Source organism: Mycolicibacter icosiumassiliensis (assembly GCF_900078685.2).
GTDB lineage: Bacteria > Actinomycetota > Actinomycetes > Mycobacteriales > Mycobacteriaceae > Mycobacterium > Mycobacterium icosiumassiliensis.
This window is the reverse complement of sequence record NZ_LT546166.1, coordinates 414418-435217: the sequence shown is the minus strand read 5'-3', so window position 1 is coordinate 435217 and position 20800 is coordinate 414418. Positions and strand designations below refer to the sequence as shown.

The 20800-nt window shown below is 64.9% G+C and carries 18 protein-coding genes, 1 pseudogene and 1 riboswitch; of the genes and pseudogenes, 4 read left to right on the top strand and 15 right to left on the bottom strand.

What is annotated here, in order from left to right; translation table 11 throughout:
- The 11 genes from BN4346_RS25720 to BN4346_RS25670 all read right to left on the bottom strand — a co-directional run.
- Positions 1–451: inorganic diphosphatase (locus tag BN4346_RS25720; protein WP_067967498.1), on the bottom strand; the 451-nt coding region annotated here is incomplete at its 3' end.
- 64 nt (positions 452–515) lie between these two features.
- A complete protein-coding gene (locus tag BN4346_RS25715; protein WP_067967492.1) occupies positions 516–827 on the bottom strand; it encodes a DUF6955 family protein in 312 nt (103 codons plus the stop codon).
- Between the two features lie 4 nt (positions 828–831).
- Complete coding sequence (gene sat / locus BN4346_RS25710) at positions 832–2088, bottom strand: sulfate adenylyltransferase (RefSeq protein ID WP_067967479.1); 1257 nt, start codon at positions 2086–2088, stop codon at positions 832–834.
- Between the two features lie 529 nt (positions 2089–2617).
- Positions 2618–3964 carry a cation:proton antiporter gene (locus BN4346_RS25705; RefSeq protein ID WP_067967478.1) on the bottom strand — a complete coding sequence of 449 codons (1347 nt, stop codon included), beginning with the start codon at positions 3962–3964 and terminating at the stop codon, positions 2618–2620.
- Positions 3946–4956 (bottom strand): hypothetical protein, encoded by a 1011-nt coding sequence (locus tag BN4346_RS25700; RefSeq protein WP_235653520.1) that lies wholly within the window; start codon positions 4954–4956, stop codon positions 3946–3948. The genes BN4346_RS25705 and BN4346_RS25700 overlap by 19 nt, the downstream gene beginning before the upstream one ends.
- Positions 4957–5067: 111 nt before the next feature.
- Positions 5068–6018: a sulfotransferase domain-containing protein gene (locus tag BN4346_RS25695; RefSeq protein WP_067967477.1), complete on the bottom strand. Its 951-nt coding sequence runs from the start codon at positions 6016–6018 to the stop codon at positions 5068–5070.
- Between the two features lie 463 nt (positions 6019–6481).
- Complete coding sequence (locus BN4346_RS25690; protein WP_067967476.1) at positions 6482–7873, bottom strand: PPE family protein; 1392 nt, start codon at positions 7871–7873, stop codon at positions 6482–6484.
- A gap of 31 nt (positions 7874–7904) precedes the next feature.
- Complete coding sequence (locus BN4346_RS49640; RefSeq protein ID WP_067967475.1) at positions 7905–9164, bottom strand: PPE family protein; 1260 nt, start codon at positions 9162–9164, stop codon at positions 7905–7907.
- A gap of 286 nt (positions 9165–9450) precedes the next feature.
- Positions 9451–9511, bottom strand: a riboswitch (Fluoride riboswitch).
- Positions 9512–9600: 89 nt separating this feature from the next.
- Complete coding sequence (locus BN4346_RS25680) at positions 9601–10005, bottom strand: nuclear transport factor 2 family protein (protein ID WP_067967474.1); 405 nt, start codon at positions 10003–10005, stop codon at positions 9601–9603.
- A gap of 16 nt (positions 10006–10021) precedes the next feature.
- Positions 10022–14338 carry an HAD-IC family P-type ATPase gene (locus BN4346_RS25675; RefSeq protein WP_078058413.1) on the bottom strand — a complete coding sequence of 1439 codons (4317 nt, stop codon included), beginning with the start codon at positions 14336–14338 and terminating at the stop codon, positions 10022–10024.
- Positions 14339–14544: 206 nt separating this feature from the next.
- Positions 14545–15108, bottom strand: coding sequence for a TetR/AcrR family transcriptional regulator (locus BN4346_RS25670; RefSeq protein WP_067967665.1), 564 nt, complete (start codon positions 15106–15108; stop codon positions 14545–14547).
- A 135-nt stretch (positions 15109–15243) separates the two neighbouring features.
- Between BN4346_RS25670 and BN4346_RS25665 the strand changes: the two genes are divergently transcribed.
- The 3 genes from BN4346_RS25665 to BN4346_RS25655 are packed head-to-tail and all read left to right on the top strand — an operon-like array spanning position 15244 to position 18684.
- A complete protein-coding gene (locus tag BN4346_RS25665) occupies positions 15244–15462 on the top strand; it encodes a hypothetical protein (RefSeq protein ID WP_067967472.1) in 219 nt (72 codons plus the stop codon).
- A gap of 1 nt (position 15463) precedes the next feature.
- Entirely contained in the window at positions 15464–15871 is a 408-nt protein-coding gene (locus tag BN4346_RS25660; protein WP_067967470.1) for an MmpS family transport accessory protein, read from the top strand.
- Positions 15868–18684, top strand: coding sequence for an MMPL/RND family transporter (locus BN4346_RS25655; protein WP_067967469.1), 2817 nt, complete (start codon positions 15868–15870; stop codon positions 18682–18684). The genes BN4346_RS25660 and BN4346_RS25655 overlap by 4 nt, the downstream gene beginning before the upstream one ends.
- A gap of 15 nt (positions 18685–18699) precedes the next feature.
- Here BN4346_RS25655 and rpsR read toward each other — a convergent pair whose 3' ends face one another.
- The 4 genes from rpsR to rpmB are packed head-to-tail and all read right to left on the bottom strand — an operon-like array spanning position 18700 to position 19676.
- A complete protein-coding gene (gene rpsR, locus BN4346_RS25650) occupies positions 18700–18966 on the bottom strand; it encodes a 30S ribosomal protein S18 (RefSeq protein ID WP_067967468.1) in 267 nt (88 codons plus the stop codon).
- Positions 18967–19272 carry a 30S ribosomal protein S14 gene (gene rpsN, locus BN4346_RS25645; protein ID WP_067967467.1) on the bottom strand — a complete coding sequence of 102 codons (306 nt, stop codon included), beginning with the start codon at positions 19270–19272 and terminating at the stop codon, positions 18967–18969.
- A gap of 3 nt (positions 19273–19275) precedes the next feature.
- The gene (gene rpmG, locus BN4346_RS25640; RefSeq protein WP_024441797.1) at positions 19276–19440 is read right to left on the bottom strand and encodes a 50S ribosomal protein L33; all 165 of its coding nucleotides are present in this window, start codon (positions 19438–19440) and stop codon (positions 19276–19278) included.
- Positions 19440–19676, bottom strand: coding sequence for a 50S ribosomal protein L28 (gene rpmB / locus BN4346_RS25635; protein ID WP_046285807.1), 237 nt, complete (start codon positions 19674–19676; stop codon positions 19440–19442). The genes rpmG and rpmB overlap by 1 nt, the downstream gene beginning before the upstream one ends.
- Before the next feature lie 104 nt (positions 19677–19780).
- Here rpmB and mrf point away from each other — a divergent pair.
- Positions 19781–20647: pseudogene (gene mrf, locus BN4346_RS25630) on the top strand (ribosome hibernation factor-recruiting GTPase MRF); the annotation flags it as partial.
- Positions 20648–20800: the final 153 nt, after the last annotated feature.

Below are 20800 nucleotides of genomic sequence, written 5' to 3'. Positions count from 1 at the left end.
TGATCTCGGCCTCGGCTTCGCCGCGGCCCACCCAGTCGGCGGCCTTGACGAACTTGCCCGGCTCCAGGTCCTTGTAGTGCACGAAGAAGTGCTTGATCGCGTCCAGCTCGTAGTCGGGCACGTCGCTGATGTCTTGAATGTGGTCCCACCGGTGGTCACCGGCCGGCACGCACAGCACCTTGGCGTCGCCGCCGGCTTCGTCGGTCATCTGGAACATCCCGACCGGACGCGCCTGCACCAGCACACCCGGGAACACCGACTGCGGCAGCAGCACCATGGCGTCCAGCGGGTCGCCGTCCTCGCCGAGGGTGTCCTCGATGAAGCCGTAATCGGTGGGGTAGCCCATCGGCGTGTACAGGTAGCGGTCGAGCTTGACCCGCCCGGTGGCGTGGTCGACCTCGTACTTGTTGCGCTGGCCCTTGGGGATTTCGATGGTCACGTCGAACTTCACTTGTAACGACTCCTTTTAAAGATCGGGTTATCGGGTGCTACGCACTCGTAATAGCAGTGCCGAGCTATACGCGTTCGAGGAACCGACCGGTAACGTCGGAACCAGTCGACTGCATCTCTATTGCGAGTTCCAACAACTCATCCTTCGCCCGTTTGGGGAGTAGCTCGATGGATCCCGTGGTGGACGAATCGTACTTCGCCGACGCATAGCGCCCGAGGAGCGAGTCCTTCTGCTGTTCGGTAACTTCGATCGGGAGCAGCATCATCCCGGCGAAAGCCTCTTTTGCCATCTGTTCCATCCCGGCTTCCTGCAATGCCTTCAGACGTTCATCGTTGATCCACACGTTTATTGTGATTCCGGAGGTATTCCTGCTCATTCTCTCAACTCCTGCCCAGCTGGTCTAGCTCGAAGACCGGTGATCGATCCTTCAGGTATTCGTCGGTGACGAACGGCGAACCCATACCGTATTTTCCGGCGGCCTCCATCACAATGTCGAAGACTTCGCGCCGCATGACACGCTGGGTCGGCTTGACCTCGTCGGTGAGAATACTCCGAATCAGACTTCCACTAAAACTTTGAGCCTTCGAATCATGCCCGCACAATGCTGAATTCGTTACTTCCAAACATTCCGTGCAGTACCAGTTTTCCCGCAGGAACACCGGCTTGATGGACAGCTTCTCCCTATACTGCTTGAGAAGCTTTTGCGCATCATAAGGGTCGTAGAAGTTACCCACGCCCGCATGATCTCGACCGAACATATGGTGCGTGCATCCGAGGTTCGTCCTCAAGATGGCGTGGAATATCGCCTCACGCGGACCCGCGTATCGCATATCCCAGAGCGTGAACGTGACCATATGGACCTCTTCTCGAAAATAGCCATTCGTTCGCAACGCCTCCTGCGCCAGAAGAATTGCCTCATCGATGTAGTCCCCGACCCGTTTCTGCCCGATAATGGCATTGACGAGAACACCCGTATTCAGATTGTCGACGGGCATGTCCTCATTCGCCGCGAACCACGCCTGCTTCATCAGAGCTTCGTGACCAGTGTGTGGAACGTTCCTCGTCTGATGAGCCACCATGTGCGTCCACGACTTTTGAGCCATCGCCTCCCTATGCTGCCGGGGAGTGAGCCAGAAGCTCCTGAACGGCTCGTTGAACACCGGCTCGTTGATGAGCGTGATGTCTCCGCCGAGGAATCTATCCTGATAGGCAAGGGTCCTTTTCACACCTGGATGCCGAGCATCTGTTGTTCCATAGGTCTTTTCGGCCATCTGTTCCAGGTCGTACTGATATATCTCGGCGATGTCCAAGATCGCCATGGGTGCGCCAAGATATTCAAGGACCACGCTGTCGCCCACTTTGAGGCCACGCGACACGATCGACTCTTCCGACACATCCAGAACGATCGGTATGCTCCAAAGCGTTCCATCGGGAAGTTGCATGCTATTCAATGTCTCGTCGACCTCACGTCGACTCATGAAGCCGGTAAGCGGAGTGAAGAAGCCGTACGACAGGCTAATCACCTCGTGTGCTGTGGCCCTTGTTATGGGGAGCCACTGCAGCCGCTCTATTCTGGCAGCATCGGCCGGCGATACACGCTCGACGATCTTTTTCCCGTTATGACCAAGATGTAACACGAAACCAGCCTTTCTAGATAAAATCTGGCGAAGTGGGTAGATTCTGATTGGTTCTCGGCAGATTCCCACCGACCGTATTAGCTAGTCGGTGCGACATGAAGGCGCGCTGCCATCGGCACGTTCGAATGCCCGCCGCGCATATGAGCGTTATATTTCGGGCCATCTGCAAAATCCTCCTGCGTCACACTGCGACCGCTGCCTCGGCGGCAGCCGTCATCCATCTGTTACGCAGGGACCGTTGGCCGTTGAAACACAACGAGCAGTTATGGCGAGCCCCACCGCCATGTCACGCCGGACCGATCAGCACATCGATGATTTATAACCAGCGCGATTCTATTACTTGACAGTCTTTCGCAAGTCGCCCGGTCAGGCAACCCCAAACCGATAACACACAGTAGACTTCCAGCGAAAGGCCACGTCGATGACGTTTCATTGCAAGTTTGCGCTCCGCACTAATGGCCCGAAGTGCGGCCGGCTCAGACCGCACAGCGAATGGAGCCGTTGCAGCACAGACATGTCCACGAATACGTCACTGCGAGCCATCGGAGACTCGCGTGGTCATTTCCCGCCCGACGACGACGCTGGCATCCGGTGATGCGCGATCGACCAGCACATCGGGGGCGCCGGTCTCCGAGTCGGCCTTCAATAGCGGCCAGCCTCGTTTGAGTACATATCCCAGCCAGGCACCGGCGATCTGGGAGGTGATCACCGCGGCCACGACCAGCGTGGTGTAGAACATCGGGCTGATGATGCCTGCGTCGAAAGCCACACTGGCCAGTACGATGCCCGGACCGCCACGGGCGTTGGTCGTAATCCCGAGGTTGACCAGATCCAGTCCCCGGAACCCTGCGAACCGGCCGGCGGCCGACACCGATGCCATCTTGACCGCACACGTTCCGACGATGAATATCACGATCATCGGTAGTGACACGCCGTGGATCAAGTCCAGCTTCAGGCCAACTATCGCGAAGTAGACCGGGATGAAGAACGCGAACGAAACCTTGCCGATCGCTTGAAGTGCGTCGGCGAAGATTTGGCGCTTGGGATGGACCACGGCGAAGCCCGCCAGGAATGCCGCGAACACCAGGTTCACATCGAGTGCACCGGCGATCACGCAGTACGCCAGCAGGACAGCGATGGCATAGCCCGTAGGCGATTGCCTCACGAGAGCGTTCCAACTCGCCTTATTGATCCACCGGACCAACTTCGGCACAACAGTCAGGCCCATTCCGAAGTACGCCACCGTGATGACGAGGTGCCAGAACATCTGCCAGGGATCCAGCGCGGCCTTGGCTGCGACAGCCGTCGCAACGGCCAGCGCCAGCCACAGAACAATGTCTTCCAGCACAGCTACACCAAGGACGATCCGCGCGAATCGGGTCTGCAGAATGTTGAGATCGGCGAAGATCTTTGACACCACCGGTACCGACGTGACGGCCACCCCGACCGCAAGAATGATGATTAGGGATACTCGGTTGCCGTGCGGGCCAGCCAAACTCGGCCGAATAAGGTTCGGACCTAACGTAAGCCCCAGCAAGAACGGTATCCCCGTACCCACGATGATGAGCCAGCTCACCGTCCGGCGCTCACCGCGACCGAACAGTTGCTTCATCTCGGCACCGGAAATGAACATCAGCAAGAGCAAGCCGAGCCAGTAGACGAACGTCAAAATCATCCCAGCCCCGGTGGCGGTGTCGACCACATGCGCCACGCACGGAATCCTGCCGAGAACGGCAGGACCCACGACGACACCAGCCAGGATCTCCCCAACCACTTTCGGTTGACGAAACTTGACGAATAGATAACCGAGTATTTGTGCCAGTCCGACCAGCAGCAGCAGGACGAAGAGGACCGCCGTTAATTGGGAATTTGGCACTGTGCGCTCCTCATATCACTAAAACTCTTCGTTCTGCTGCCGCTCGCAGCAATCAACCATGGACGGCAGAGCAGAAAGGCTAGACACAGCGCTGCAGTCCCCACCATCACGGATATGGGATATCCGATGCCGGGCGATGTGATGAGGCCAGGCAGTATCCCAACCGTCAAGGCGGGGGGCACGTGAATTTGTAGTGCACGCAGCACGAGAATTCCGAAGCCGGCCGCGCAGACTGCCGCGATAGCGCTGGCGTCCAGCAGGCTCACTGCGACCCACCCCCCCAGCGCGGTCAGCGAGCATGCGGCGATCAGAGCGCCCGGTCTGCTTGCCCAGGGACAACTAGTAGGACGCAAGAACATCTCGTAAGTCAGCACGATAAGCGGAGGGAACAAGATGAGCCGAAGACCCGATGCCCCCGCGCATAATGCCATCAAGGCGATAAAAAGCACGAACATCCAGAGACCGGGACGCCCGAAGGCGGGTGCATCACTCAGCGTTTCAGCCCCATTGGCGGCATCCTGTCCAATTTCTTGATACCGCTGCCGACACCGCCGCTGCCATGGCACCAGAACACAGACCAGCACCACCAAGCCGACAGCTACCGAAACCGGGTACCACCAGGTCTTGATTTCCAAGACGAGCGGCAGTAAGCCAGCAGGCATCGCTGCGGAGATATTTGCCCGAAAAACGACAAGCACCAGCAGACATAGAACAACGTCGAGGAGGACGCTCATAACGGAGTACCGACATGCCAGGGTGATCGCCGTACCGATAGCGGCCGCCAGGGCCGGGGTGGCGATTAGCCGCCAACGCTGGCTTGCCCAGCGACCCCAGGGCCGCATCAACACTTCGTATGCAACCGCTACTAACCCAGGGAAAAGTACGAAGTAACCGCGACTGAACTGCGCCCCGAGCGCAATCACGGCGACATAGAGCAGCACCACGCTCACCACCAGGAAGCGATCTCGGGCTGCCACCATCTGAACAGACATAAGATTCACCAGCCCTCAAGCGGAGCCACGGGACGTTGCCGAAAGTAACGTCCCGTGGCACGAGACCTGCGGTTGAGCCACAGCATCATCCCCAGGCTGCTTCGACCGCCTTTAGACGGTCTCTCCGCTCTCCAGCCAACGACTGCATTCTGGGCCAAGCCTTTCCAAGGCCTTCCGGTCAAATCGTTCGATCTGCTCCGGAGTCAACTCCGTCCGAAAATCGCGTTTCGGGCCCTTGTGAAAGAACGCTTTGGCGCTCGACATGTGCTCGCCACCGAACGGCGCCATCTTCTCCGCGCGTCCCTTCATGTATTCAAACGAAGAGTGCCGAAGGATGTCGTCCATCCGCAGCGTTCCCGGATCGATGGACAAGAACTCGGCGATCCGCACGATCTGCCCCGGCAAGTCGTCCTTCAACTGGCGGTAGTGAACCAGAAGCACATTGGGTTCGTCCTTGAGCTTCCACCACGACGCCATGATGCCCAGCAGATCGCAACACTCGTAGCCGTCGTTGTCGAGCCACAGGTCGAAGAACCTCTGCATATCGTCCGGGATCGTAAGAGGTGTTGAATTGGCCGACCATTCGGCATGTATCCGATTGATCTCCGACATCGTCGCAGCCGAGAAGTTCTTGAGATAATTGTGGAAACTGATGCCGAGGTCTTTGCCGTTCCGGCCCACAAAGACATAGCGCGGTTCCGGAGCGATCGGAAGCGCGTCTGCCGGCAGGTGGGACTTGATTACACGCCGGATTCCGTTCTCGCGCTGCTCCTTCAAAGTTCGGAGCATTTCAGCATGCTTTCCCCAACTTGAGTCCAACCAGGGCGACGTATCCGACAGCCCGCCTTCTTTTTCCTCGCCGTTGTGCAGAATCTGCTGCAGGATCCGTTGAGTCCAGGTGGTTCCAGCCTTGAATGGGTCCGCAACGACAATATCGCCGTCAACGAAGCCGCCCTGTGCCAGAAAATCTGCCCACACAGTCGAGTCCGAGAGGTAGTCCCGGAGGACCCGCTGGGGGGCAATCATTTGTTTCTCCACGTTCAACGCTCCTTCGATGCGCATGTAGGTCCGGCTTCGCGGGCCGATGCAGTCCACTGCACAACCCGCCAAATATCACCTAGTAATCCGCGGCCGCACCTGCAGCTACGGCCCCGGCCCGGCCATGCGACCAAGCTCCCTCTACGACGCCGCAGAGAGTGACCGCCTGACATCAGGCGGCGCAGGGACTCCAGTTCATACCAGAGTTTTACTCATGATGATTTTAATCGTGCCCGCGCGACCTTACGGTTCCCTGTCGCTCGGTTGGCGGGTTCCTGACTGTTACACCGAACCTGACCGCCACGCCGATAGGAAGGCCACCCGGTTGTGTTGCTTCGAGACGAACCGGTCAGAAGGTAAAGATAAGCACGCATCGAAAGCCCAAGGGCCACTGATCAAGTTGTCCCGGATAACTTTGCCTGGACGGCCGACACGCCAGCCGGCCGAGCCGGGCCGTGATGGGCGTGGCAAGCGCCAGCGCATGCTCCTACGGTTGCTGCGTGCCCCGAGGCATCATCCGGGATTTGTCAACCGTGGCGACGTGCACAGCGTGGATTCCCGGTTTGTGCTCCAGCTCGGCCAGCAGCGAGTCGAGGTGTTCGGAATCGGTATGCCAGTGCTGCACGCTCTCCGGCTTCTCCGCCATTTCGGCCACCAGACGTTGCAGCCCCGGCGACGACCGGCGATCCTGAACGTCTTTGACGGTCTTGAAGTCCTTGCTCATCGTGGCGCCGCCATTGCTTCCACCACCGGCCAGGCCGCGGGTGGCGGCGGTACCGGCCGCACCCGCGGCCATGCCGGCGAGGGCAGCGTTGCTCATCAGACTCCCCTCGCTCACCGCCGCGGCCGAAACCGCATGCCCGGACGACGACAACACCGCAGCCACGGTTCTGATCGCCGGGGTGGCCGCCGCCCAGGTCGGTGGGGTCGCCAATGCACCGACCATTCCCGCCTGGCCGACACTCGCCGCCACCGCCGTGGCCCCTGCCGTCGAGGCGACCGCGGGCGCGGCAGCCGCCGCGGCCCCCGCTGCGGCTCCGACGGCGATATCCGACAACCGTCTTCCGGCGATCACCAGGCCCATGATCGTGCTGATCATGACATCGTTGGCCGGCAAGATCAGTTTTGGCAACAGCTCGACCTGGGCGGCTATCGGCGCCAATGGAGATGAGTTGATGGAGTTCAACAAATCGGTCAGCCAGGTGATGGGGTCGGTAGCGGCCGCCGGGGATGTGAGGCCCTGCAACGCGGTCGGAGCCGCCGACATCACTCGGGACAGCACCGATGAGGTGTCTGATGCGGCACGGTTTCCGAGGCCGGACGCCACCGCGGCGGCTTGATTCGCAGTACCGGCCGGATTGGAGTTCTGCGCCGGCTCGGTGAAAGGCGTGATCCTGGTGGCGGCCGCGGATTGCCCAGCGTAGCCGTACATTGCGACAACATCCTGCGCCCACATACTCGCGTACTGAGCTTCGTTAGCCGCTATCGCCACAGCGTTCTGGCCAAAGATGTTGTTAGCAACCAGTTCTGCGAGGACAGCGCGGTTGACTGCAATGACCTGCGGCGGGATTGTGGCGGCATAGGCGGTTTCGTAGGCCGCGATCGCAGCCCTAGCCTGACCGGCGGTCTGCTCGGCTTGCGCTGCAGTGGTGGCCAACCATGACGCAAAGGGGGCGGCTGCGGCCGACATGGCCACCGATGACGGACCAGTCCAGGCAGTGGTCAGACCGGAGATTACCGACGAATATGAACTCGCCGCAGCGCGCAAATCGACTGCCAGCAGGTCCCAGGACGCCGCTGCGGCCTGCAGCGATTCCGGTCCGGGTCCGGCATACATGCGCGCTGAGTTGATTTCTGGCGGCAGAGCTGCAAAGTCCATGGCTAGCTTCCTCAATCCCTGCAGAACGACATCAGTCACCCTCGCGAAGCACGAAGATGTTGACCGTGGTGGCGAACTCGGTTGCTGGGGCGAATTCCTTCGTCGACGCCTGACTCGCCGCAGTCATCTGCCGGGCAGCCGGGTCGCCGGCTCCGACCATGCCCCGGCCGGCCAGGCTGGAGACGGCGATGTTGTTCAGCAGGCCCGATTCACTGTCCGCCGCGATGGCCGTCGGGGCGAAGGCGAAGTTGCTTTCGGGCAACATCGCGGCCGCTGTTTTGACCGCGGGCGCAGCTGAGAACCATCCCGGCGGGACCGCCATGCCCGCGAGGCGACCCGCGCTTCCGGTCTGTGCACCCACAGTGCCCATTGCCGTCGAGGCGAGCGAGGGTGGCTGCATCCCCAGCACTCCCGCTAGTGGTTCGCCGACCACATCGTAGGGAAGTTTGGACACCTTTTCGGCACCGGTGGTCAGGTTGGCAGCGGCCTGGGGAAGGAGATAGCTCTGGACTCCCAACAGGCCCGGCACCCCGCCTATGGTGAATAGCGACGCCGGTGACAGCGGGCCGACAACAAAGGAGTTGAGAGCCGTCAGCAACGCACCCAGATCCCCCGCTGCTGCAGGACTCGCCGCCGCTGAAACCGGCGTGGCAAGGCCGTTCAACGACGTAGGAAGCGCCAGGAGGAGTTGGGGCAACGACTGCGCGTGCGACATGGTCGTCGCGGTGGATTGGGCAACAGACGCGGCTTGAGTCGTTGCGCCAGCCGGGTTGGTCGTCTGCGGAGGCTCGCCGAATGGCGCGACGCGCGCAGCAGCAGCCGCTGCGCCGGCATAGCCGTACATAGCGGCCGCGTCCTGTGCCCACATTTCGGCGTAGTGAGCTTCGGTAGCCGCTATCGCAGTGGTGTTTTGGCCCAGGATATTGGTGGATATTAAAGTCGCCAGCATGCTGCGGTTCGCCGCAATCACTGCCGGGGGAACCGTCGCCGTGAACGCCGCGTCGTAGGCCGTGGCTGCAGCCCTGGCGCCGGCGGCGGTATGCCCGGCCTGGCTCGCGGTACTCGACATCCACGTCACATAGGGTTGGGCTGACGCAGCCATTGCCTTCGAGGACGCGCCCGTCCATTCGTTGGCCAACCCGGCCACCACAGAGTTATACGCAGAAGCCGTAGAGCTGAGTTCTGCCGCGACTGCGTCCCAGGCTGCCGCGGCCGCCAGCATCGGCCCGGCTCCCGGCCCGGAATACATCCGCGCTGAGTTGACTTCGGGTGGCAACGCTCCGAAATCCATTTCGCCCGCCTTCCGTTCGGCAACCGGCGCTTGCCGGCTAACTAACAGCTATGACGCCTCGCCAGATTGGTCGGCTTCGCACGTATTCGCCACGCCTGTAACCGAATACGTACCCGAACACGAGGTTGGTGGTAAAACGTTGGCGACCAATCCAATACCGGACCAGCCGCCCAGTCCTAAGGCCGCGTTGCAGCAGATCAACCCCGACGGTGGGGCTTGGGATGGCCAACTGTAATGGTGCTGGGTAAGGCATGCGTTGGCCTCCTGCCTACTAACACGCGCCATCCAGTAGGTAGAAGCCATCAGCCGAATCGGCGGTTATGGCGAGCCTCATCGCCGTCGTCAACTATAGGCCTCGGCGGCCCCGCATACTGCAACTCACCGGAAACGCGACGACGACGCCAAGGAAATATCAAACAGGGCGGCGATCACGGTGCTACCCGGCACCGCCCTGCTCCACAGCCTCCCGGGTGATCTGCTCGAACTGCTGCGCCATGGCTTCGGCCAGCGCGGTGGCCGCCGACAGCGGCCGGACCATCACGACGAAGTCGTCGATCTTCCCGTCGTCGTCGATGTGCAGGAAGTCGCATCCGGAGAGCCGTTTGCCGTCCACCGACGCTTCGAAGATCAGGGCATGGTCGCGCCCGCCCGCGTCAGCAATCTCCCGCACGTAGTGGAAATCCTCGAAAACACGCATCACCGCGCGCAGGATCGCCGCGGTGACCGGCTTGCCCGGGTAAGGCTTGAACGCCACCGGGCTGGTGAACACGACGTCGTCGGACAGCAACGCCTCGATGGCCGCAGCGTCACGGGCCTCGACGGCTTGCCGGAATGGGTGCATGCCACGCCTCCGCTGGTCAGTTGGTACGGCTGACCCTCACGGTAGACCCACCCACGCCCACAGCCGAGGAGACCTCGTCGCCTACCGGCCGCAGCACCTGCACGGTAGCCAGCGGTCCAGGCCCGGCCTCAGTGCCCGTCTCCGGTGACTCGCGCTCCGGTGACTCGCGCCGTCCACCAGGCAGCACGTGCGGCGCCGCGGCGATCGCCAGGACTGCGGCGCCGGTGGCGCCCAGGGCCTGCGACCAGCCCAGTGGACCTACCGGGACGCACCCCAGCAGCTGGCTGATTCCGGGCAGGCTGATCATCGCCGCGAACGCCGCGAACGAACCAGCGGCGGTGAGCAGCACCAACGGTGCGTGGGAGTCGACCAGGGTCTGGGCCAGTTCGGTGGTGACCAGGGTGATCAACGCGACCGTCGCGGCACGTTGCCGGCGCCCAGTGAGTGAGGCCATCCCCCATGCGGCGCTGGCCGCCGCGCCGGTGATCGCCCCGCGGACCGCGACGGCACGCATCAGGCTGCGCTCGTCGATGCCTTGCACCACCCGATGCGAGGAGCCGGCGGGGGTGCTGACCGCAACCGCGGTGGCCGGCAGCGCGTCGGTCAGCATGTTCATCAGCAAAAGTTGGCGATTGTTCAGCGGCGAGGTTCCCGACAGCGCGGTGCCGATGACACCGAAGATCACCTCGCCGACGTTGCCGCCGAGCAGGCCGGTCACCGCCAGTTGCACACCGCGCCAGAGCCGCTGGCCCTCGTCGATGGCATCCACCAGTGCGCCGATGCGCCCGTCGGTCAACACGATGTCGGCGGTGGTGTGCGCTGAGTCGCTGCCGCGCGCGACGACACCCAGACCCACGCTGGCGGCCCGGATCGCGGCCGCGTCGTTGGCGCCGTCGCCGACCATGGCGCAGACCCGTCCGCTGCGTTCGAGGGTCTGCACGACCTGCACCTTGTTCTCCGGGGACATCCGGGCGAAGATCACCCGCTCGCCTACCACGCGTTCCTGGTCCTTGCGCGCCAACGCATTCCACTCGGATCCGGTGATGACCTGATCGGCGGTGACCGGTACGCCCAGCTCCGCGGCGATTGCGGTGGCGGTGACAGGGTGATCGCCGGTGATCAGCCGGATACCCACGCCCCGGTCGGCCAGGTCGGCGAGCAATTGCGGCGCTTCGGCACGCGGGGTGTCGGAGATGCCGAGGAACCCGGTCAACGTCAGTCCGTCGCGGCACAGTCCGGTGATGGCGTCCGGGTCGTCGGCCAGCGACGTCACCTGTGCGGCGGTGAGCCGGCGCTGCGCCACCGCGATCACCCGCAGCCCGCCGGCCGCCAGTTCCGCCACCGGGGCGCCACTCTCCGCGCCGAGGCCCTTGCAGGCGGCCAGCACCACTTCCGGCGCCCCCTTGATCATCAGCTCCTTGCCCAACACCGACGCCGAGAACGCCCGGCCGGAGCGGAACGGCAGGTGCGCGTCCGGGGTGCTCCACAGGGGCGCGCCGCCGCTGATGCCGGCGGCCGCCTCGGTGACGGCCTGATCGGTGGCATGCGTGTGGGGGTCGCCCTCGGGTGCCGGCGCGGCGTTGGCCGCGCAGCGCAGCACGTCATCGTCTGAGTACCCCGGCACCGGGTGCACCCGGGTGACGCGAAGCCGGTTCTCGCTGAGCGTTCCGGTCTTGTCGAAGCAGACCACCTCCACCCGGCCAAGGGCTTCCACCGAGCGGGGAATGCGCACTAGCGCAGCGGATTTGCTCAGGCGTTGCGCCGAGGCGTGCTGCGCCAGGGTCGCCATCAACGGCATGCCCTCGGGAACCGCGGCCACCGCGACCGCGATCGCGTTGCCCAGTGCCAGACGTAGGCCACCGCCGCGCAGCATTCCAAGCAGGCCCACCATCAGGCCACCGGCGGCGCTGGCGGGGAAGGCGCGACTCATGAGCTGGCTGAGTTGGTGCTGCAGGCCAACGACCGGCAGGTTCCCGCCGGCCAGTTCGGCGGCGCGGCGAGCCTGGGTGTCGGCGCCGACGGCGGTGACCAGTGCCCGTGCGGTACCGGCGACGACCGTGGTGCCCGCGTAGAGCATGCAGCGCCGGTCGGCGAGTTCAGCGCCCGGTGTGGCCGCGGTCTGCTTGTCCACCGACAGTGACTCGCCGGTGAGGGAGGATTCGTCGACTTCAAGGTCGGTGGCCTCGATCAGCCGCGCGTCGGCGGGCACCACCTCGTTGCTGCGGACCTCGATCACGGTGCCGGGCACCAACCGGTCCGCGACGATCTCGGCGTAGCGGTTGGTGCCCGGCTCGACGGTGCGGGCCGGCGGGGTCTGTTGGGCCAGCAGCCGGTTCAGCCGATTCTCGGCCTGCAGTTGCTGGCCTGCCGCGAGCATGCAGTTGCCGATCAACACCGTGCTGACCATCAACGCATCGACCGGCGAGCCCAGCATTGCGGTGGCCACCGAGCTGAGTGCCAGCACCGGCATCAGCGGATCCGACAGTTCGGTGCGCACCGCCTTGATGAACTGCCATGCCATGTGCGGCGGCGCGGCGTCGAGATCGGCGGCGGCGCAGGCGACGTCGGGAACCGGCAGGATCGCGCGGACCTCGTCGAGCGACATGGCGTGCCACTGGTAAGCCGGTGCGGGTCGCGGCGCCGGCGTCCGAGCCACCTGGCGAGCCAGCAGGTATCCCGAGAGCAATCCGGTGGCCGCCCCGGCGGTGACCGGCCCGGGACCTCCCCTGCCCCGGCCGGCCCGCACCCCGGGAACCATCAGCAGTGCACCGATCGTCGATGCGCCGGTGGACAGCGAGATACCGCGCTGGGCAGCCGCACGCGCCGCCGGTATCGCGTGCAGCACCCGCCAGGCGCCCGCCAGGTCGGCCAGCAGCAGATCCGCTTCCCACGGCGGCGCAATCGCCGTGTCGTCGGGCAGGATCCCCAGGCCGACGTCGGCGCAGGCGAGGGCCAGCGCGCCGGTCGACGTCAGCACCGCAACGGTGCGGCCGGCTGCCTGACGTTCCGTCAGCGCGGCGGCCAGCGCCTCGTCGAGTTGTTCGTCGTTGGCGGCGATATCGACCGGCGCCAGTTCGTCGAAGGCAGGACGCAGTTCCCCCAGGACCTCGACGTCGAGGGTGACCAGTTCTGCGCCGGACGCCCGCGCCTCGGCCAGCAGCGCCGAGGCCAGTGGGTGGCGCGCGTTGGCGGAGCAGAGCAATCGCGGATCGATGAGCACGGCGTCGACGCGATCGAGTCGGCGCATGCCCTCCGGGCGCAACGGCAGCGCCGAGTGCTGCTCGACCAACGACCGGCTCAAGGTGGCCGCGAACGATTCCGTCGTGGTGCGCATGGCTTTCGGGCCGGCGACCACGGCCGCGGTGGCGGCGGTGGTGACATTGCGGGTGAGCACTCCCACTAGGCCGGCACCGAACAACTGGACGTAGCCCGCTCGGCGGCCATGCCGGTCGACCGCCCCCTCCGGTAGGGGCACCGGCCGCGACGGGACGTGTACCTGCGCCTGGTCGGCGTGCCGGGCCAGGTGGGGCTCGTGGCGGATCCAGGCCTGCGCCGCGGCCTGAGATTCGGCGGCCTTGACACCCTGCAATGCCAAGTCCACTGCCAGCGTGGCCGGCGACAGGGTGGCGATCCGCGCTCCGGTGGAGATCAGCGACAACACCGTGTCGGCCGGGCCCCGGCCGATTCGATCGGCGAGCTGCTGGCGCAGCCACGGCTGGTAGTTCGCCAACGCCGCGACGGCGTCGACCGTGATCGGTGCCTGCGGTAGCCGCAGCGCGCGCCCGGCGACCGCGATGGCCAGCCCGGCGGCATTCACGCCGACCATCACGCCCCGGGCCATCAGCAACAATCCGTCGCCCGGCAGGACGGTAGCCGGTGCAGCATCGGTCGACGCTGCCGCACCTTCGGAGCGGTAGCCGCGTTCGACCCCGGAGATCAGGCGGCACAGGTCGTTCAGTGATACCTGCTCACCATCGACAGCGAGTTCCACCACGACCCGAGACAACGGGCGGTTCAGCCGCGCCGACACCACACCGGGTTCGGCGACAAGCGTGTCGAGCACCCGCTGCCCGAGTTCGGGGGATTCAGTCAAGCCACGGACCTCGATCCAGGCGCGGTTCTCCCCGCGCCAGCACCTGCGGGTCAGCGTCGCGGTGGTGGCTTCGCCGGACAGCATCCGGGCGGCTTCCCGAACTGGCAGCGCGGCGACCTGCAGTCCGGCCGAGGCGATGGCCCCGACCGCCTCGGGGGTGACCGATGCACTGCGGGCGGCCGCGCCCACATCGCCCCGGACGGCAGCCTGGCGCCCGACCCGCCACGAGGGCCGTGACACGAGTCACGGACCAAAGTCCCCAGATGGCGTGATCGGCAACACTTTTCCATTTTTTACAACGGGCGGCTGTATAGCGTCTCGATCCATGAAAGACCCAGTACTTGTTCTTCCGGTGCTCGTCGGCATCCTCGGGCTGCTCATCTTCGGATTTCTGGCCCTGGAGGTCGTGTTCCACATCGGCTGAGCCGCGAAGCCGTCGGTCCGACTTAGGGCCGCGTATGCTGCGCGACAAGCCCTTTCAGCAGCTGTCCCGTGCGCTGAAGGGGCGCCACTGATTTTGCAGCCAACGACATGATTACTGCGCCTTCAACCGCCGCGACAGTGGTGGTGGCCAGCTGCTGCGCGGTTTCGGGCTCGACGTCGGCCTCTTCGAGCCGGCCGGTCAGCAGACGCTCCCAGTCGGCGAACACGGCGCCGGCCACGTCTGCGGCATCGGGAGCTTCGGACCTTCCCAGCGCCGCGGCCACGATCGGACAGCCCGCACGAAAGTCGCTGCCGATCAAGGCGTCCTTCCATACCGCAATGAACGCCTCGACCGCGGTCACCGCGTCCGCCTCGGCCAACAACCGCCGAATCATGCCGGATGCGGCCTGGCCCGCCGTTCTCGCCGCGTCGGCGACGAGTTCGGCTTTGCCGCCGGGGAAGTTCAGATATACCGAGCGACGAGCAACCCGGCTGTGCGCGAGCAGTTCGGAGATCCCGGTGCCCGCAACACCGTTGCGCTGCAGTAACGCGATTGCGCTGTCAATGAGCCGGTCGCGCGCCGCCATCACCATCACCTTTCCCGGCCCCCGATTGTTGCGATATACCGATCAGTCTACTAGCCTCGCAGCACACAAGTAGACCATTCGGTATACCAACGATCGCCAGGCTGGTTCGCCCGGCGCAGGGGATGGAAAGCAGCCATGACACGAAGCGCCGAGCAAGCCCTACGCAAATTCCGCGTCGAGCGCCGAGTGGGGCGCTACCTCGCCAATCTCCTGGTATCTGCACTGGGCCGCATCGGCATCAGCACCACGCTGGCCACCGAACTGCAGACCACCGGCCGCAAGACCGGCAAGACGCGGCCCGTTCCGGTCGCCGCGCGCGCACGCACCGTCACCTTCACCGACGGCGCTGCGTGAGATGCGTTCCGCCTGGGTGTATCTGGTCGTGGCCGCAACACTGGGCGCCACCGGTGCGTTCATCGCCCACCTGAGGCTCAGCGACATCCCCGACCCTGCGGTCGGACATTCGCTGCGCCCGCCGACGGTCGGGCGACTCAAAGAGAAGATCGTCGAATACCGCGTAGACGGTCCTGCCGGCACCGCGATCTTCGCCTCTTACCTCGACGTCGACGGCACCGTGCGCCAGGTATCAGCCACCCTGCCGTGGCAGGCCACGCTGCGGACGCAACACATCACCGTCCCGACCGGTGTGATGGCGCAGTCCGAGAATGAACCGCTGTCCTGTCGCGTCGTCGTCGACGGGCAGGTCCGCGACGAGCAGTCATCGGTGTCGTCGGCGGTGGCATGCAAGGAGCCGGTCGCATGACGACGCCGGCCCGCCGGCCCCTGGTTGCTCGGCTGCTCTACACGTTCGCACTACCCATCATGGTGCTGTGGCTGGGCGCCGCCGGCGTGCTCAATCTCGCCATCCCGCAATTGGAGACGGTCATCAAGGAGCATGCGAAGTCGTTTCTGCCCGACGATGCCGCCTCAGTGCAGGCCATCGTGAAACTGGGCGAGCATTTCGGCGGCGCCGGCACCAACAACTTTGTCTACCTACTCCTCGAAGGCGACGAGCCCCTGGGCCCGGACGCTCACCGGTACTACGCGACGCTGCTGGACCGGATCAATGCCGACACAACGCACGTCAACTCCGCAATGGACCTCTGGTCCGATCCCCAATTCGCCGCGGCGAACGAGAGCGCCGACGGCAAGGCCGCCTACGTACTGCTCAATCTGAGCGGCAACATGGGCACCGCGCTGGCGATGGCCTCGACCCAGTCCGTCCGCGACATCATCGCCGCCACCCCACCGCCACCGGGGATCACGGCATATCTGACCGGGCCGTCAGCGGTCGTCAACGACGAACTCGTGTCGATCAACGACTCGATCCTGTTGCTCCTGATCGCCTGCGGCGCGCTCGTCGGCGCCATTCTGTTTTGGGTATACCGCTCACCGATCACGGTGGCGATGCCGATGCTGGTCGCCGGGGCCGGCCTCGGCGTCGGCCGACCGGTGGTCGCGCTGCTGGGAAGCCACCAGATCATCGGCGTCTCCATCTTCGCCTCAGCGCTGATGGCAGTCATGGTCCTGGGAGCCGGCATCGACTACGGCATCTTCCTGCTGGGCCGCTACCAGGAGGCACGCCGGGCCGGGGAAGACCCGACCACCGCGTACTACACGGCGCTACGGGGCGTTCAACACATCATCATCGCCTCGGGGCTGACCATAGCCGGGGCAACCGCCTGCATGACATTCACCCGACTGGCGATCTTCAGCACTTCGGGATTGCCGTGCACCATCGCGGTCGTCATCACGCTCGCCGCCGCACTGACGTTGGGGCCGGCCACCCTCGCGATCGGCAGCCGGTTCGGCTTCTTCGAACCCCGCGGCCAGCGCTCGCTGCGTCGCTGGCGCCGGATCGCCACCTACGTGGTGCGCTGGCCGGGACCCGTGCTGGTGGGTTCCCTGGCGGTGCTGAGCCTGGCCCTGCTGGTGCTGCCGACGTTTCATCCCAGCTATAACGAGCGCATCGCCCAGCCCAGTGACTCGCCCGCCAACCTGGGTATCGCTGCGGCTGACCGCCACCTTCCGCCGAACATCATGTCCCCCAGCGTTTTTCTTGTCGAATCCGATCACGACATGCGTAATCCGTCGGACATGATCGCCCTGGCCAAGATCGCCAATGCGGTGCTGGCCATTCCCGGAATCTCCAACGTTCAGGGAATCACCCGCCCCCTGGGCACCCCGCTGGAGCAGGGCACGCTGGCCTCCCAGGCGGGCTACCTCGGTCAACGCGCGACGCAGATGACCGACGTGCTCAGCCGGCGCTCCGATGACCTGCTCATCCTCAACGGCCAGGTGGGACAACTCCAACTCACCATCGAGGGAATTGAGCGGGCTCTGCACACCGGGCGCGCAGGCAGCGACGAGATCAACGGCAGCGCAACCGAACTCCAATCGGTTCTCAGCGCCGTCGTTACGAAGATGGACTCGCTGCGCGACGCCACCGCACCCGCGCGCACGTTCATCGATGCCATCCCCGACTGCGGGGACAACGACCCCTGCCGGGCCGCACTCACCAGCTTCTCCCTCTTCGACGACCTGCATCGTTTCGATGGGTTGGTGAACCGGCTGGCTGACGGAACACGCTCGGTCGCTCACACCCTGCCCGAACTGTCCACCCAGCTCGCCGACCTGAAGGACTTCGCCGCACAGGTCAACGCCGCGACCGCCCCGGTGCGCGCCACCTTGCAGACACTCGTTCCCCAGATTGCCGAAATGACCACGTTCACCGAGGAACTCAGTCAGAGCTTCGCGGGTGGCGACCCCAACGGCGGGTTCTTCCTCCCCAGCCAGGCATTCGACAATCCCCTGTTCAAGAACGCGATGCCGTACTTCTTCTCCCCCGACGGCACGATGACGCGCATGGTCGTCACCCCCGAGATGGAGGGGTTCAGCCGCGAAGCCATGGATGTCAGCGCCAGAGTCATCCCGGCCGCGCTGCAGGCGATCAAAGGGACATCGCTGGCGGGCAGCACCGTGAGCCTCGGTGGGCCGGGCGGCACCCTGCTCAACATTGAGGCCTTCGCGCGCGAAGACTTCGTCACCAGTGCGGTTGCCGCGTTCGCGTTCGTGTTCTGTGTGATCCTGATCCTGCTGCGCAGTCTGGTCGCAGCGCTCGCAGTCATCGGGACCGTAGCACTGTCATATCTGGCGGCACTGGGATTGACCGCTTTCGTCTGGCAGGACATCATCGGCAACCCGCTGCACTGGTCGGTGGCCCCGGTCTCCTTCGTCTTTCTCGTCGCGGTGGGCGCCGACTACAACATGCTGCTGGTCGCGCGGTTCAAAGAGGAGATCGGCGGCGGCATCAAGACCGGGATCATCCGCGCCATGGTCAACACCGGCGGGGTGGTCACCACCGCCGGGCTGGTCTTCGGTTTCACCATGTTCGCGATGCTCGCCGGCTACGCACACAACATCGCCCAGACCGGCACCGCCGTCGGCCTGGGACTGCTGCTGGACACGCTGCTCATCCGGTCCCTGGTCATCCCGGCCGTCGCGACCTTGGCAGGCCGCTGGTTCTGGTGGCCGATCGTCGTCCACGACCGGCCCACCAGACGTAACCCGGCGTAACGCAGCGCGCGCCGGTCAGCCCTCGGCCGTGGGCCCCGGATATGGCAGCAGCGCCATCTCCCGGGCGTTCTTGATGGCACACGCGACCTGGCGTTGTTGACGAACGGTGAGTCCGGTGACGTCCCGTGCGCGGATCTTGCCGCGCGGGGAGATGAAGATGCGCAGCGTGGCGGTGTCTTTGTAGTCGACCACCGTCAGGCCCAGTTTGGCGAGCAGGTTCGGTTTCGCGGACCTGGCCGGGCTCCGTGGAACACGCCGCGGCCCTTTGGGTTTGACCGTCATCTACCAGCTCGCTTTCCGGACGCCGGGCAGGTGGCCGTCGTGCGCCAGCTGGCGCACCCGCACGCGCGACAGCCCGAACTTGCGCAGATAGCCGCGGGGACGCCCATCGGAGCTGTCGCGGTTGCGCAGCCGCACCGGGCTAGCATCGCGCGGTTGGCGAGCCAGTGCGCGCTGGGCGGCCAGTCGCTGTTCCTGGCTGCTCGACGTCGAGCGAATGATTTCCTTGAGCTCAGTGCGCCGCTCGGCATAGCGGGCCACCAGCGCTCGGCGCTGCTCGTTCTTCACGATCTTGGATTTCTTGGCCATGACTCAGCGCTCCTCCCGGAAGTCGACATGGCGACGGACGACGGGATCGTACTTGCGCAACACCAGGCGGTCGGGGTCGTTGCGGCGGTTCTTGCGGGTGACATAGGTGTAGCCGGTGCCCGCGGTAGAGCGCAGTTTCACAATGGGACGAATGTCGGTGCGCGCCATCAGATCCGCTGCCCTTCGCGCCGCAGTCGGGCCACCACGGCCTCAATGCCGTCACGGTCGATGACCTTGATGCCCTTCGCGCTGACCCGTAGCCGGATCCGGCGGTCTTGCGAGGGCAGGTAGTAGGTCCTGACCTGGATGTTCGGCGACCAGCGGCGCCGGGTGCGGCGATGCGAGTGCGACACCGCATTCCCGAATCCGGGCACCCGGCCGGTGACTTGGCAGCGTGCAGACAACGGAACTCCCCTTCAAGCCTTATTGAAAACGATTGTCGACAAGCGACGCGCTGAAGGCTACCGTAGGAACGGCTTTAATGACAATGATTTTCAATAGGAGGATGATGCGGACTCCGGTGATCCTGGTGGCCGGGCAGTACGGCACCGCCGCAGCGACCAAAGCCTTGCAGGTCAAGGCGGGCACGGTAACCGTCGCCTACCGCCTGGACGGTCACGTGGTGGTGCGGGAAACCATCAGCACGACAGCCGCTGCCACGACATTGGCCCTGGAGTTGGCGCACGGCTGCGTGTCCTGCACGCTGCGCAACGATCTGCTGGTCCTGTTGCGCCGGCTGCACCGGCGCGCCGGCGTTGAGCGCATCGTCGTTCAGCTGCCGCACTGGCTGGAGCCGCAGCCCATCTGCTGGGCGATCCGCAACGTGCGGGTCCGGGTCGGACCGGGATACATCGACGGCCCGGCCGGCCGCGATGTGACGGTCGCTGCGGTCGTCAGCTGTCTCGATGCCACGGCGTGGCTGCCGCAGGCGCTCGGCGACGACGAACTCGACGACGGCCGCACCATCGCGCAGGTGGTGGTCGGCCAGGCCGAATCCGCCGATGCTCTCGTGGTTTTCGACCCGGACCCCACTGCGTTGGCGGTGCTGCGCCGGTTGGCGCCGCGGGCACGCATCACCGTCGGCACCGAACGCCTGGAACAGGCGCTAACCCATCTCGACGAGGGCGCGCGCCGCGGTCGCGGCGATGATCCACACGCCCCGCTGCTGGCCGGTCAACCGCCGCTGCGGGCCGAGGGCTCGGTTGAGCTGATCGAATTCCACGCCCGCCGACCGTTTCACCCGCAGCGCCTGCACACGGCCCTCGATGCCCTGCTCGACGGAGTGATCCGGGCGCGTGGGCGGCTGTGGTTGGCCAACCGGGGCGAGCGGGCGATCTGGCTGGAGTCGGCGGGCGGGGGGTTGCACACCTCCGCGGGCCCGGAAGTTCCGCCACGTCCTTGCCAATCAACGGCAACGGCGGATGCCGACGGAGAATACCGTCCCGGCTGCGCGGCCTCAACAGGCAGAACCGGCCCAGCCGGTCCAAGCCACGCAGACACTGCATGATGGTCGGACGATCCTGCTGGT

Bases quoted from the DNA above. Each gene is read 5' to 3' on its own strand.
- BN4346_RS25660 (WP_067967470.1), top strand. From the start codon at position 15,464: ATGCGTTCCGCCTGGGTGTATCTGGTCGTGGCCGCAACACTGGGCGCC.
- BN4346_RS25715 (WP_067967492.1), bottom strand. From the start codon at position 827: ATGAGCAGGAATACCTCCGGAATCACAATAAACGTGTGGATCAACGAT.
- BN4346_RS49640 (WP_067967475.1), bottom strand. From the start codon at position 9,164: ATGGATTTCGGAGCGTTGCCACCCGAAGTCAACTCAGCGCGGATGTAT.
- BN4346_RS25690 (WP_067967476.1), bottom strand. From the start codon at position 7,873: ATGGACTTTGCAGCTCTGCCGCCAGAAATCAACTCAGCGCGCATGTAT.
- rpsN (WP_067967467.1), bottom strand. From the start codon at position 19,272: ATGGCCAAGAAATCCAAGATCGTGAAGAACGAGCAGCGCCGAGCGCTG.
- BN4346_RS25665 (WP_067967472.1), top strand. From the start codon at position 15,244: ATGACACGAAGCGCCGAGCAAGCCCTACGCAAATTCCGCGTCGAGCGC.
- BN4346_RS25680 (WP_067967474.1), bottom strand. From the start codon at position 10,005: ATGCACCCATTCCGGCAAGCCGTCGAGGCCCGTGACGCTGCGGCCATC.
- BN4346_RS25655 (WP_067967469.1), top strand. From the start codon at position 15,868: ATGACGACGCCGGCCCGCCGGCCCCTGGTTGCTCGGCTGCTCTACACG.
- rpsR (WP_067967468.1), bottom strand. From the start codon at position 18,966: ATGACGGTCAAACCCAAAGGGCCGCGGCGTGTTCCACGGAGCCCGGCC.
- BN4346_RS25700 (WP_235653520.1), bottom strand. From the start codon at position 4,956: ATGTCTGTTCAGATGGTGGCAGCCCGAGATCGCTTCCTGGTGGTGAGC.
- BN4346_RS25670 (WP_067967665.1), bottom strand. From the start codon at position 15,108: ATGGCGGCGCGCGACCGGCTCATTGACAGCGCAATCGCGTTACTGCAG.
- BN4346_RS25695 (WP_067967477.1), bottom strand. From the start codon at position 6,018: ATGCGCATCGAAGGAGCGTTGAACGTGGAGAAACAAATGATTGCCCCC.
- rpmG (WP_024441797.1), bottom strand. From the start codon at position 19,440: ATGGCGCGCACCGACATTCGTCCCATTGTGAAACTGCGCTCTACCGCG.